Origin of the sequence: Streptosporangium oxazolinicum, from assembly GCF_039537505.1 — a bacterium.
Classification (GTDB): Bacteria; Actinomycetota; Actinomycetes; order Streptosporangiales; family Streptosporangiaceae; genus Streptosporangium; species Streptosporangium oxazolinicum.
This window is the reverse complement of sequence record NZ_BAABAQ010000001.1, coordinates 210,594-223,389: the sequence shown is the minus strand read 5'-3', so window position 1 is coordinate 223,389 and position 12,796 is coordinate 210,594. Positions and strand designations below refer to the sequence as shown.

At 70.4% G+C, this 12,796-nt stretch carries 11 protein-coding genes; 6 read left to right on the top strand and 5 right to left on the bottom strand.

From position 1 onward, the window contains the following. Nucleotides 1-13 precede the first annotated feature (13 nt). Nucleotides 14-787, top strand: coding sequence for an alpha/beta fold hydrolase (locus ABD817_RS01030; protein WP_344913900.1), 774 nt, complete (start codon nt 14-16; stop codon nt 785-787). 65 nt (nt 788-852) lie between these two features. Here the strand turns inward: ABD817_RS01030 and ABD817_RS01025 are convergent, their stop codons facing one another. Beyond that, complete coding sequence (locus ABD817_RS01025) at nt 853-1,014, bottom strand: hypothetical protein (protein WP_329089849.1); 162 nt, start codon at nt 1,012-1,014, stop codon at nt 853-855. A gap of 99 nt (nt 1,015-1,113) precedes the next feature. On the opposite strand from ABD817_RS01025, the gene ABD817_RS01020 reads away from it, so the two are divergent. Continuing rightward, nucleotides 1,114-1,647: a hypothetical protein gene (locus ABD817_RS01020; RefSeq protein WP_344913896.1), complete on the top strand. Its 534-nt coding sequence runs from the start codon at nt 1,114-1,116 to the stop codon at nt 1,645-1,647. A gap of 197 nt (nt 1,648-1,844) precedes the next feature. On the opposite strand, the gene ABD817_RS01015 is transcribed toward ABD817_RS01020, so the two are convergent. Further along, nucleotides 1,845-2,990 carry an acyl-CoA dehydrogenase family protein gene (locus ABD817_RS01015; protein ID WP_344913893.1) on the bottom strand — a complete coding sequence of 382 codons (1,146 nt, stop codon included), beginning with the start codon at nt 2,988-2,990 and terminating at the stop codon, nt 1,845-1,847. Between the two features lie 336 nt (nt 2,991-3,326). Here ABD817_RS01015 and ABD817_RS01010 point away from each other — a divergent pair, with 336 nt between their 5' ends. The 4 genes from ABD817_RS01010 (at nt 3,327) to ABD817_RS00995 (ending at nt 8,933) form a co-directional block, all read left to right on the top strand. Further along, complete coding sequence (locus ABD817_RS01010) at nt 3,327-4,685, top strand: hypothetical protein (protein ID WP_344913890.1); 1,359 nt, start codon at nt 3,327-3,329, stop codon at nt 4,683-4,685. Between the two features lie 11 nt (nt 4,686-4,696). After that, a complete protein-coding gene (locus ABD817_RS01005; protein ID WP_344913888.1) occupies nt 4,697-5,530 on the top strand; it encodes a class F sortase in 834 nt (277 codons plus the stop codon). A 1,428-nt stretch (nt 5,531-6,958) separates the two neighbouring features. Continuing rightward, nucleotides 6,959-8,020 carry a glycerophosphodiester phosphodiesterase family protein gene (locus ABD817_RS01000; RefSeq protein ID WP_344913885.1) on the top strand — a complete coding sequence of 354 codons (1,062 nt, stop codon included), beginning with the start codon at nt 6,959-6,961 and terminating at the stop codon, nt 8,018-8,020. Nucleotides 8,021-8,147: 127 nt separating this feature from the next. After that, complete coding sequence (locus tag ABD817_RS00995; protein WP_344913882.1) at nt 8,148-8,933, top strand: class I SAM-dependent methyltransferase; 786 nt, start codon at nt 8,148-8,150, stop codon at nt 8,931-8,933. A 104-nt stretch (nt 8,934-9,037) separates the two neighbouring features. Here ABD817_RS00995 and ABD817_RS00990 read toward each other — a convergent pair whose 3' ends face one another. Genes ABD817_RS00990 through ABD817_RS00980 form a run of 3 tightly spaced genes read right to left on the bottom strand, consistent with a single transcriptional unit; the run spans nt 9,038 to nt 12,773 of the window. Next, complete coding sequence (locus ABD817_RS00990; protein WP_344913880.1) at nt 9,038-11,143, bottom strand: xanthine dehydrogenase family protein molybdopterin-binding subunit; 2,106 nt, start codon at nt 11,141-11,143, stop codon at nt 9,038-9,040. Further along, nucleotides 11,140-12,186, bottom strand: a complete 1,047-nt coding sequence (locus tag ABD817_RS00985; RefSeq protein ID WP_344913877.1) for an FAD binding domain-containing protein — start codon at nt 12,184-12,186, stop codon at nt 11,140-11,142. Before ABD817_RS00985 ends, ABD817_RS00990 begins: the two co-directional genes overlap by 4 nt. Then, nucleotides 12,183-12,773, bottom strand: coding sequence for a 2Fe-2S iron-sulfur cluster-binding protein (locus ABD817_RS00980; protein ID WP_344913874.1), 591 nt, complete (start codon nt 12,771-12,773; stop codon nt 12,183-12,185). The genes ABD817_RS00985 and ABD817_RS00980 overlap by 4 nt, the downstream gene beginning before the upstream one ends. Between the last annotated feature and the right edge of the window lie 23 nt (nt 12,774-12,796).

Genomic DNA, 12,796 nt, shown 5'->3' with positions numbered 1-12,796 from the left:
GTTGACTCGGGGCATGGAGTTGGCGTTCGAACGGCGCGGGACAGGCTCTCCCCTGGTCCTGCTGCACGGCGTCGGGCATCACTGGCAGGCATGGCTGCCGGTGCTCGACCGTCTCGCCGCCGAGCGAGACGTGATCGCCGTCGATTTCCCCGGTTTCGGCATCTCACCGCCGCTGCCGTCCGGCACGCCGTACACGGCCGAGAGCCTGGCGGACGCGATCGAGTCCTTCTTCGGGGTGCTCGGCCTGCGCGACCCCCACGTGGCGGGCAGCTCCCTGGGCGGCTACGTCGCCCTCGAACTGGCCTCGCGCGGGGTGGTCCGGTCGGCCACCGCGCTCTCTCCCGTCGGGTTCTGGAACCGCAGCGAGCTCGCGTACGCACGAGCCGTCCTCCGCGCCACCAGGGCCTCCGCCCGCCACCTTCCCCCCGGACGGGCCGCCGCCCTCGCGGAGGATCCGCTGGGCCGCGTCCTGTGCGCCGGTGTCATGGTCGCCCATCCGGGAAGGCTCTCGCCCGAGGCGCTGCTCGCCGCCCTCCAGGCGCTCGGGGACGCCTCGGGTTTCGACGAGACCCTCGCCTCGTTCGCGGGGCTGATGCCCCCCGCGCCGCCGAAGGCACCGGTCACGATCGCCTGGGGTGAGCACGACCGGCTGCTCCCGCGACGGCAGGCCATCCGCGCGGCCAGATGGTCGGGGCAGCGGGTGAAGCTGCTCCGGGGCTGCGGGCACCTGCCGATGACCGACGATCCCGAGCTGGTGGCCGGGGTGCTGCTGAGGGCGTCCCGGTAAGTCTCGGTGGGCGGGCGCGCCCGGGGCGCCGTGCCCGGTGTCGGAACGTCCGGGGCCGACGGGGGTCAGCGGACGGTCTGTCCCCAGATGGCGAGCATCGCGATGACGAACACGACCATGACGCCGACGTACGCGACCGGGCCGAGCCGGAAGGCGCGCCGCACCCGGTTCAGGCCCCAGGCGAACAGGAACGCCAGGAAGATCAGCAGAATCAGCCCGCTGTCCATCGTCACCACCTCGGGGAGTCTCCGCTGACCAGTATGCGTCGCCGAGGGCGTTCGCGCGGTTGGTAAAGGCAATCCCCAACCCATGGGATCGTACCTTTCGTGAACAGGACATCGAAGGTAACGCGTGCCCTGCTGGTGGCAGCTCTGGCCGCAGGTCTCTCCGCATGTTCGGGCGGAAGTGGCGCGCCCGGAGCGTCCGGCGCGTCGGCGACCGCCACGGCCACCGTGACCGTGACCGCCTCCGCCACCCCGTCCCCCGTGGCCTCCGCCACGCTCTCCCCAACCCCCACGCCCTCCGCGTCGGTGGACGTCGACGCCCTCGTCACGGCGTCGCCGTCCGTGAGCATTCCCGGGAGCCGGGACGTGGACGCCACGATAAGGGGGCAGATCGCCCTGCGCGGGGTGGACGGGATCACCGTGACCTCCGGGAGCGACGAGCAGGTGAAGGCCCTCCTGCTGCCGTACACGGTCGTGCGCGACGCACGAGGGCTGGTCTGCGAGGAGGGCGAGGCCCCGTACAGCTGCTCGATGGAGCAGTTGCAGACGGCGATCAAGAAGGGCGGCACCCTGTTCGCCAAGGTGACGATCAAGGACGGGGTGGCCACCCAGGTCGAGGACATCACCGAGGGGTGAGGGCCTCGGCCGATCACGGGGAACCGCCGTCTCGCGGGGCGCGGACGGCGGTTCTCCGTGCGGTGTGCCGGAGGCCGGTCGGAGGAGACCGGTCCCGGAAGTTTTGGAAGACCGGTCTCGGAAGCTCGGAAGGCCGGTCCAGGAGTTGTGGAAGGTCGGGCTCAGAAGAGGGTCGAGCTCAGCAGCCGAGGTCGGGCTCAGAAGCCGAAGGAGCGGCCGATGATCTCCTTCATGATCTCGGTGGTGCCGCCGTAGATGGTCTGGACGCGGCTGTCGATCCAGGCCTTGGCCACGGGGTACTCCATCATGTAGCCGTAGCCGCCGTGCAGCTGGAGACAGCGGTCGATGACCTTGGTCTGCAGCTCCGTGGTCCACCACTTCGCCTTGGCGGCGTCCACGGCGGTGAGCTCCTTGGCGTTGAGGGCAAGGATGCACCTGTCCACGTAGAGGCGGGCGATGTCCACCTCGGTGTCCAGCTCGGCCAGGACGAACCGGGTGTTCTGGAAGCTGCCGAGGTTCCTGCCGAAGGCCGTGCGGCTCTTGCAGTACTCGATGGTCGTCCGCAGGACCGTCTCCGCCGCCGCCACCGCCATCACCGCGATCGACAGGCGTTCCTGCGGCAGGTTCGCCATGAGCTGGAAGAAGCCCTGTCCGTCCTCGGGGCCCAGCAGGTTGGCCGCGGGGACCCTGACGTTGTCGAAGAACAGCTCCGCCGTGTCCTGGGCGTGCATGCCGATCTTCTCCAGGTTGCGGCCCCGGCTGAAGCCCTCCATGCCCCGCTCGACGACCAGCAGGGAGATCCCCCGGGCACCCGCGCCCGGGTCGGTCTTCGCGACCACGACGACCAGATCCGAGTTGACGCCGTTGGTGATGAAGGTCTTCTGGCCGTTGACCACGTAGTGGTCGCCGTCGCGTACGGCCGTCGTCCTGATGCCCTGCAGATCGCTGCCCGCGCCGGGCTCGCTCATCGCGACCGCCGTGATCAGCTCGCCGGAGACGAACCCGGGCAGCCAGCGGGCCTTCTGCTCGTCGTTGGTGAGGTCCACGAAATACGGCGCCATCACGTCGTTGTGCAGCGAGTAGCCCAGGCCGGTCGCGCCGATCGCCATGACCTCCTCGACGATCACGGCGTTGTAGCGGAAGTCGGTGATCCCGGCTCCGCCGAACTCCTCGGGCACCCCGAAGCCGAACATCCCGATCTCTCCGGCCTTCTTCCACACCTCGCGGGGGACGATGCCGTCCTTCTCCCACCGGTCGTGGTGGGGCGCCACCTCGCGGGCCAGGAACTCACGCACGGTCTCCCGGAAGAGCTGGTGCTCCTCCTCGAAGAGGTCTCGCCGCATAGTGTGCCTCCCAGGGACTCGTGACGACTCGCGCCGGCTCGTGTACACAGAATACGATTCTGTTACTACCAGGTACAGCCGGTCTCGTGCCGTTAGTACGACGTGCCGAGGTATGCGGAGGTACGTCCAGATCACAAGTGCGCCACGGTCTTCGGATCCACCCGTGATCTCGCTGCGCCGAAGATGGTGGAAACCGTACGATCTACCCTCGGTGTGCTATGGGTATGCCCGTCGCGGCAGCCTTCGTGATCGGAGTGTGTGGTGGTTCGGTGGCGATCTGGGCTCCGTAGGTCTCTCGCGGTTTCGGCCCTGTGCCTTCTCGGCGGTGCTGTGGTCGTGCTGCCCACCGGTGCGTCCGGTGCCAGCAACGCCGAACTCGTGGTCGACTACAGCTGTACCGGGGGGATCGCCCTGGGAAGCAGCGTGGTGAACCTCCGGACGAAGGTGTCGATTCCCACGACGCTCACGGTCGGGGAGCCGCTCAACATCGGCTGGGCCCTCAACTACAAGAACGGCGACCCGGCCAGGTTCGGCTCACCGGGTTACTTCGGTCCCGGGGGCAAGGTCCTGGTCACCGGGAACGTGCAGCTCTCCGGGAGCTGGACCGGTGTCCTCCAGCCGAAGGGCCTCATCGACCAGCCCGGCAAGCTGCAGCCGGGCAAGGTGCTGAGGCTCCCCGACGGGATCTCCGACTTCGCCCACACCGACCGGGCGGGCACGCTCAAGGTCAGCCCCCGGAAGCTGTTCGTGGACTTCATGCCCCCGGCCGGTGAGGTCATGGTCAACAACGACGACCCGCAGGTGAGTTACCACGCGGCGACCGACTGGTACGAGCTGAACGACCAGGCGCAGAGCATCGGCGACTACGGTCGTGACCTGCACCGCACGGACAAGGTGAACTCCTTCGCCACCTTCACGTTCACCGGCACCGGGATCGAGTACATCGCCCGGCGCAGCACGGAGGCGGGGCAGGTCGGCTTCAAAATCGACGGCCAGGACGCCACGCCGTCCTCCATCGACGCCTCGAAGAACCCCGACGGCACGGATACGAACGCCGCGCACCGGGGCGGGCTCACGCTGTGGAGGTTCAACGGCCTCAGGTACGGCGAGCACACCATCCAGGTCACGAACCTGGAGGCCGGGAAGTTCGCCCAGGTCGACGCCTTCCGGGTGATCACGAGGGAGCTGGCGAACCCGCCGGCCGACTACCGGGCCACGTGCTCGCTCGTCAGCGCGCCGGTCTCGGTGAACGTCACCATCTCCGAGCCGGGTGAGTCCCCTCCGCCCAGCCCGACGATCTCCCAGACCCCGGACCCCACCGTCACCCCCACCTTCACTCCCACTGTCACCCCCACGATCACCCCCACGCCTACGCCTACGGTCACCCCGAGTGGGAACGGCGGTCAGAACGGCCAGCAGTCGGGGACGACCAGCACCACCACCAGCACGACCACATCGACGCCCAAGCCGACCCTGACCGTGACCGCCACCGTCACCCCCACCAGGCCCACCCCCACCACGCCGCAGGTGCTCATCACGCCCAGCGGCGGGGCGCAGACGGGTGAGGCTCCAGGGGAGGGCTCCGGACTGGGGCTTCTCGGCGCGGGCACGGCGATGGTGACGGGAAGCGCACTGGGCGGTGTGGCCTTGATGAGGCGGCGAGCGGCACACGCGCGCGGCCAGCGGGATAGCTGAGGAGGCGCCGGATGTATCAAGGACCCGCGCAGGGCGGTCCCGACCCCTACAACGGTCGCGGCCCGGCCCCCAAGCCCAAGGGGAGCATGCTGATGGCCGGGCTCCTCGTGGCCGGGTCGCTCGGCGGGGTGGCCGCGATCATGGCGGGGCTGCTCGCGTACGTGGCCCCGGTGGTCGAGGACGAACCGTACGGGCCGCCCGTGCCGCAGGCGGCGGGCAGCAACGTCCAGATCCAGGAGGTCCCGGCCGCCGGACAGCAGCTCGCGGCGGGGCAGACGCCCGAGGTGGGGCCGGGCGGGCTGGAAGCCCCGCTGACGGCCGCCGCGCCCACGGCGGCGCCGCCGCTGCCGGTGACCATGCCTCCGGAGCCGTTGAAGAGCGACGGTGTGACGCCACGGCGGCTCGCCATCCCCAAGATCGGCGTGCTGGCCCCGCTGATGGCGCTCGGTGTCGACTCCAAGCGGGAGATCCAGACGCCTCCGCTGAGCAGGCCCAACCAGGCGGGCTGGTACAAGCACGGCCCGATCCCCGGGCAGCAGGGGCCCTCGGTGGTTCTCGGACACGTGAACACCAAGAGCGGGGCCGCCGTCTTCAGCCGGTTGAAGGAGATCAAGCGCGGGGACAAGATCAAGGTCTCCCGGTCCGACGGAAGTCTCGCGGAGTTCACGGTCGACGGCGTGGAACAGGTCAGCAAGGCGGCCTTCCCGTCCAAGCGGGTCTACGGCAACACCGGTGAGGCGACCCTGCGGTTGATCACCTGCGGCGGTGTCTACAACAGCAAGACCCGCCACTACACCGACAACATCATCATCTACGCGACCCTGTCGAAGACCCGTCGCGCCTGAGCGCACCGTGCCCGGCCCGTGGGCTCGCTCCCGATCGTTAGCCTCCCCGGCAATCCGGGTAGGAAGCCCTACATAGGCGACAACCCCCCGAACGATCAGAAGGCGGGGGTGTGCCCAGGTGAGCATCGTGCGGGCCGGGGTGGTGGCCGTACTCATAGGGGTGGCCGCTGTCGGTGCGGTCCAGCATCCGAAGTCGGGACATGAGCGATCCTCGGGTTGGGGTGCCAAACGTCACGCGCACTCCGCGCCGAAGCACGCCGGGGGCTGGACGACCAAGAACTGGGGCAACGGGGGACGGACGGCCGAGCGCTCGAAGACGACCATCAAGCGTGGCGGAAACTGGGGGCCCGCGCGGGTGAGGTACTCGAACGGCGAGGGGCATCGGCGGGATCCGGGGTGGGGACGCCACGAGAATCGCGGGTTCTGGCGGCGTGACCCGGGGTCCGGGCGCAATGAGGAGTGGAGGTTCGGACGCCAGAGGGAACGAGATTTCTGGCGGCCGGACTCGAACGCCGAGAGCGGTGACGGCTGGGACTACGGGCGGCCGGAGGACCCGGCGTTCGAGCGATACGGCGAGGGCAGGTCCGGAGCCGGAGGGCGCGGTGACGGGTGGGGGCTCGGGCGTTCGAGGGACCGGGAGTCAGCACAGCCGGAGGAGTCCGGGTTCGGGCGGAGTGCTCCGGATGGCGAGCGTGGCGATCCGAGTTCGGGCGGCGATGCCCTGAGACCGGATGGCGCGGGGGTCACGGGTTCGGACGGCACGGCCCTGACGCCTGGCGGAACGGGGACCGGGAGGTAGGGGCGGCCGACGTGGGCCAGGCACGGCATGCGGCGCCGGCAGGGCCGGGGAGGCGGGCCATGGCGCGAGCGCGGGCGATGATCCGGTGACACCGGTTCGCTGTCCGAGGCCGCGTGATGCCGGATCGCCGTCCGAGACCCGCACGGCGGCCCGAGGCTGATCGTCCGAGACCCGCGCGGGCGGGCCGAGGCCGAGAACGAGGCGGAGAGAACGAGGGCGGGGAGCGCCTGGCCGTCGATTGACTCGTGTTTCCCTTTCCCTTCGCGGTGGAGTGAGTGATTAATCGCTCACTCTTTTTTTGTTGCCTATGAACCGAGACATATAAATTGAAATACCCCATGAAGCGGTCATGTGGCGTTATCTAAGGGAGAATCGCTTCTGATTGTTAATCGCATGTCCGTCCGGGTATAGCCGTTTATGCGAGTGTGTCTCCCCCGCTGAACACGGAGCGAGGGGGTACGCAGGTGAGCAGGGGGCGGGCCGGTGTGCTGGCCGTACTCATAGGGATGGCCGCGATCGGTGCCCTCCACCACGCCAATTCGACGGGTACGCGACCCGTGAGCCCCGCGAACGAACGATCCGGTGATTCGGCGGCCAGACGGCCCGCGAGTTCCACGGAAGGACGGTCCGTGAGCTCCGCGGCAGGGCGTCCGTCGAACCCGGAGGCCCGGCATTTCGGCCGCCACGAGGTCGCGCCGATCGTCATCGCGCATCGTGGAGCCAGCGCCTTCCGGCCCGAGCACACGCTTCTCGCCTACATGGTCGCCATCTCGATGGGCGCCGACTACATCGAGCCCGATCTCGTCTCGACCAAGGACCACGTGCTGGTCGCACGGCACGAGAACGAGCTCTCGGCGACCACCGACATCGCCAGACACCCCGAGTTCGCCGACCGCATGACATCCAAGGTCGTCAATGGCATCCGGCACACGGGCTGGTTCACCGAAGACTTCACCCTGAAGGAGCTGCGTACCCTTCGCGCCAGGGAACGCTTCCCCAGGGAACGGCAGGACAACACCGCGTACGACGGGGTGGAGCGCATCCCGACGCTTGACGAGGTGGTCCGGCTCGCGCGAAAGCACGGGGTGGGCGTCTACGCCGAGACGAAGTTCCCCACCTACTTCGCCTCGATCGGGCTGCCGCTGGAGGAGCCGCTGCTGAAGACCTTCGCGCGGTACGGCTGGGACGACGAGCGGGATCCGGCGTTCATCCAGTCCTTCGAGACGGGGAACCTCAAGCGGCTGCGTCCCCTGACCCGGCTGCGGCTCGTCCAGTTCGTCGGCGCGACCGGCGGTCCGTACGACCTGGAGAGCACCGGTGACCCGCTCACCTACGACGACATGGTCACCCCGGAGGGGCTGCGGGAGGTCGCCACGTACGCCGACGCCATCGGGGTGGTCACCAAACGGATCGGTCCCGGCGATCCCGGAGGTCTCGACGGGAGACCGGTGTCACCCGCCACGCTCGTCAGGAGCGCCCAGGAGGAAGGGCTTTTGGTCCACGCCACGACGGTCCGCAAGCTCGCCGCACGGCTCCGGGCGAATCTCAGGGGCGACACCTCCGGCGGGCGCGCCGCCGAAGAGGTGAGGAAGTGGCTGAAGCGCCTGTACAGCCTCAATGTGGACGGAGTCATCGCCGACGATCCCGGTCTGGCGTGTGCCGTACGGGAACGGCTGCGCGGCGGAGGCTGACGCGCCGGCCCGGGGGCGCGTGGCGCGAGACCGGCCGTCGTCGCGGTGCGAAGACCACCGGGCCACCGGGAAGCACGGACGGTCCCCCGGCCCCGGCGGCCCGGCGATCGCGGACTACCGTGGGCCTGTGAACGGTTCATCTCCTTTCCAGGACGTCGATCCCGAGGTCCTCGCGATGCGGGCCTCCTCGTTCGGCAGCGAGGCGGAGGCGTACGCGCGGGAGCGGCCCGACTACCCCGACGCCGCCGTGCTGTGGGCCCTGGAGCCGGTCCGTGGGCGCGAGCCGCTGCGTGTCCTCGATCTGGCGGCGGGGACCGGGAAGCTGACCGCCGTGCTGCTGCGGTACGTCGCCGACGTCGTCGCGGTGGAACCCGACCCGGCCATGCTCGCCGAGCTCCGCCGCCTGCTGCCCGGTGCCCGTGCGATGGCGGGTACGGCGGAGGAGATCCCGCTGCCGGACGGGTCCGTCGACGCGGTCCTCGTCGGGCAGGCACTGCACTGGTTCGACCTCGATCGGGCCCTGCCCGAGATAGCGCGGGTCCTGGCCCCGGGCGGGGTGCTGGCGGGCGTGTGGAACCTCGACGACGACGAGGTTCCCTGGGTGAACGGCCTGAAGGAGGTCTCGAAGAGCCCGGTGTCGTTCCGCCGGTGGCGTCCCGAGTCGATTCTCAGGGAGGGGCCGCTCTTCCCGGTGATCGAGCACACCCGGTTCCCGCACAGCCAGCGCCGTACCGTGGAGTCGATGGTCGCGACGATCCGCACGCACTCGCACGTGCTGACCCTCTCCGAGGCCGAGCGGACCAGGCTGACGGACCGGGTCACGGCTTACCTGCGCTCCACCCCCGAGACCGCGAGCGGCGAGTTCGACCTTCCGATCACCACCGCCACGGTCCGCGCCATCCGCCCGGCCTGAGCGGGACCGGTCCGAGCGGGACCGGCTTGAACGGACCCGGTTTGAGCGAGACTGGCTTGAACGGACCCGGTTTGGGGGGAGCGGGCTGAGCCAAGGCGGCCCCGTCAACCGGCGCGCATGGCCGCCCGTACCCGGTCAAGGGTGATCGGCAGGTCGCGCTGCCGGAAGCCGGTCGCGTGGAAGACGGCGTTCGCGATCGCCGCGGCGGTGCCGACGATCCCCACCTCGCCGATGCCCTTGGCGCCGACCGGGTTGAGCTCGTCGTCCTGCTCGTCGATCCAGTGGGCCTCGATCCCGCGGACGTCGGCGTTCGCCGCGATGTGGTATCCGGCCAGGTCGTGGTTGACGAAGTCGCCGAACCGGGGGTCCATCTCCAGGGCCTCGTGCAGGGCCATGGAGATCCCCATCGTCATGCCGCCGAGGAACTGCGAGCGCGCCGTCCTGGCGTTGATGATCCGTCCGGCCGCGAAGACCCCCAGCAGCCGCTCGACACGGACCTGCCCGCTGTCGACGTCCACCGTGACCTCGGCGAACTGGGCCCCGAACGAGTGGCGGGAGAAGTGCTTCCAGGCGGCGAGGTCCTCGGTGGTGTCCGCTCGCACCCCCAGCCCCTCCGGGGGGACCACACCGGCCCGCTCGTCGAGCTCCTTGACCAGCGCGCGGCACGCCTTGCTCACCGCCCAGCTCCACGAGGAGGTGCCCATGGACCCCCCGGCGAACGGCGCGGGACCGAAGACGCTGCGGCCCACCCTGACCGTGACCCGGTCCATCGGCACCCCGAGCTCGTCGGCGGCCACCTGGGTCAGCGCGGTGCGGGCCCCGGTGCCGATGTCGACCGCGGCGATCTCGACCACGAACCTGCCCGTGGGCTCGGCGTAGGCGGCCGCGGTGGAGGCCATGGTGAAGACGGGGTAGGTCGACGACGCGACGCCGGTCCCGACGAGTTTGCGGCCCTCCTCGCGGACGCCCGGCGTGGGGTCGCGCCCGGCCCAGCCGAAACGCGCCGCCCCCTCACGCAGGCAGGCGACCAGGTTGCGACTGCTGAACGGGAGTCCCGACTCGGGATCGGCCGGGGGCTCGTTGACGATCCGCAGCTGGACGGGGTCCATCCCGAGGGCGTACGCCAGCTCGTCCATCGCCGATTCCAGGGCGAACATCCCCGGAGCCTCGCCGGGGGCGCGCATCCACGAGGGGGTTGGCACGTCCAGCCGCAGCAGCCGGTGGGCGGTGTGGCTGTTGGGCGTCGCGTACATCATCCGGCTGGCGGCGACCGTCTGCTCGGTGTACTCGACGAGTTTCGAGCTCTGCTGGAGCGCGTCGTGCCACACCGCGGTCAGCGTGCCGTCCCGCTCGGCTCCCAGGCGTACGCGCTGCACGGTGGGCGTCCGGTAGCTGACGAGCGCGAACATCTGCTGCCGGGTCATCGCCACCTTGACCGGTCGTCTGACGGCGCGGGCGGCGAGCGCGGCGAGCACGGTCGGCGGGCGCGGCACCGCCTTCGACCCGAAACCGCCGCCGACGTGGTCCGCGACGATGTTCACCGCGTTCTCGGGAAGGCCGAACAGCTCGGCGATCGCGGTCGCCGACATCCACGGCGCCTGGTCGGCGTTGTAGAGCGTCAGGTTCTCGCCCTCCCAGAACGCGATCGTGGCGTGCGGCTCCATCGGGCTGGCGTGCTCGGTGGAGGTCGTGTAGACGGCGTCCACACCGACCGGCGCCGACGCGAGGGCGCCCTCGACGTCACCCCAGTCGACCGTGCCCTCGAAGCCCGCGTTGGCCTTCCGCGGTGAGAGGATGCGCGGGTCGCCGGGATCCAGCACGACGTCGTACCCCTCCTCTCCCTCGTACACCACACGTACCGCCGACGCCGCCTCGCGGGCCTGCTCCAGGGTGTTCGCGACCACGGCGGCGACGATCTGCCCTCGGTAGGAGACGTCGGCCGACTGCAGGACGGCCAGTTCGGCGTCCTGCACAGGGCGCAGCCGGGAGACGTTGCGGTTGTCCAGCACGGCGATCACCCCCGGCAGGGCCAGCGCGGCGGTGGCGCGGACGGCGCGCACCCGCCCCCGGACGATCGTGGACTGCACCGGCCAGGCGTAGACGGCGTCCGGTACGGGGTACTCGGACGCGTAGCGGGCCGCGCCGGTGACCTTGTCGCGTCCCTCGATCCTGGCCGGTGCCCCGCCCACCACCTTGTCGAGCGTGGTCATCCCCGCTCCTCCCGTGTGAAATTCCCCGTGGACCCGGTGGGCCCGGTGGACCCCGTCGGTGTCGTGAGATCGCGCACGCTCGCCGCGATCAGGTCGCCGGCGAGTCCGATCTTGAACTCGTTCCGTGGGAGGGGGCGAGCCGCCGCGAACTCCGCCTCCGAGGCCGCCAGCAGCAGCGCCCTGGTCGGCCTGTGACCGGTCAGCGCCTCCTCGGCCTGCCGGGCCCGCCACGGCACCGGGGCCACCCCGCCCAGCGCGAGCCGGATCTCCCGCAGCGAACCGCCGGGCTCCGTCGCCACCACCGCCGCGATCGAGACCACCGCGAACGCGTAGGACCAGCGGTCGCGGACCTTGCGGTACAGCATGACCGCGCCGTCCGGGGGCGGAGGCAGCTCGACCCCGGTGATCAGGTCACCGGGTTCCAGCACCGTCTCCCGGTCCGGGGTGTCGCCGGGCAGCAGGTAGAAGCGGGAGAGCGGTACCGCCCGCTCGTCGCCCCCCGCGAGCCTGATGTGCACCACGGCGTCGAGGGCGGCCATCGCCACCGCCATGTCGGAGGGGTTGGTGGCCACGCACGCGGCGGAGGTGCCGATCACCCCCAGGTCGCGGTGGTCGCCGTCGATCGCCGAGCAGCCGGTCCCCGGGTCGCGCTTGTTGCACGGCTTGGTGACGTCCTGGAAGTACGGGCAGCGTGTGCGCTGCAGCAGGTTCCCGCCGGTGGTGGCCATCGACCGCAGCTGCCCGGAGGCCCCGGCCAGCACCGCCTGGGAGAGCGCGGGGAAACGCCGCCTGATGCCCAGGTCACCGGACAGATCGCTGTTGCGCACCATCGCGCCGATGAGCACGCTCCCGTCGGCCCGGTGCTCGATCCGGTCGTACGGCAGCCGCGTGACGTCCACCAGTTTCGCGGGCCTGGCCACGCCGAGCTTCATCAGGTCCACGAGATTGGTGCCACCGGCCAGGAACATCGCGTCGGTGCCGTCGAGGAGGGCGGTGGCGGCGGCAGCGGGGTCGGTGGCGCGCTCGTAGGTGAAGGGCCTCATCGCGCGCCTCCGCGATCCCACCCGGAGAGAACCGGCTCCTGACCTTCCCCACCGGCCGCGTCGAGGACGGCTTCGACGATCCCGGCGTACGCCCCGCAGCGGCAGAGGTTGCCGCTCATCCGCTCGCGGACCTCCTCGGCGTCCAGGGCGCCGCTGGAGGCGACGCCCGCGGCGACGTCCTCGGTGACGTGACTCGGCCAGCCCCGTTCCGCCTCGTCGAGGGCGCCGATGGCCGAACAGATCTGCCCCGGCGTGCAGTAGCCGCACTGGAAGCCGTCGTGATCGAGGAACGCCCGCTGTACGGGGTGCAGGTCGTCCGGGCGAGCCAGACCGGCCACCCCCTCGATGGTGACGATCTCCTGCCCGGCGGCCGTGACGGCGAGCGTCAGGCAGCTGTTCACCCGGCGGCCGTCCAGCAGGACCGTGCACGCCCCGCACTGCCCGTGGTCGCATCCCTTCTTCGTCCCGGTCAGCCCGAGATGCTCCCGTAGCGCGTCCAGGAGGGTCACCCGGTTGTCCAGGGAGACGGAGTGGTCGACACCGTTGATGCGCAGCGTGACGTCGCTGCCGAACGCTTCGACTGCCATGTGTTTATCCTGTCAATTCCCTG

Coding starts and splice junctions, on each gene's coding strand:
- ABD817_RS01030 (WP_344913900.1), top strand. CDS start 14: ATGGAGTTGGCGTTCGAACGGCGCGGGACAGGCTCTCCCCTGGTCCTG.
- ABD817_RS01025 (WP_329089849.1), bottom strand. CDS start 1,014: ATGGACAGCGGGCTGATTCTGCTGATCTTCCTGGCGTTCCTGTTCGCC.
- ABD817_RS01015 (WP_344913893.1), bottom strand. CDS start 2,990: ATGCGGCGAGACCTCTTCGAGGAGGAGCACCAGCTCTTCCGGGAGACC.
- ABD817_RS01005 (WP_344913888.1), top strand. CDS start 4,697: ATGTATCAAGGACCCGCGCAGGGCGGTCCCGACCCCTACAACGGTCGC.
- ABD817_RS00990 (WP_344913880.1), bottom strand. CDS start 11,143: ATGACCACGCTCGACAAGGTGGTGGGCGGGGCACCGGCCAGGATCGAG.
- ABD817_RS00985 (WP_344913877.1), bottom strand. CDS start 12,186: ATGAGGCCCTTCACCTACGAGCGCGCCACCGACCCCGCTGCCGCCGCC.
- ABD817_RS00980 (WP_344913874.1), bottom strand. CDS start 12,773: ATGGCAGTCGAAGCGTTCGGCAGCGACGTCACGCTGCGCATCAACGGT.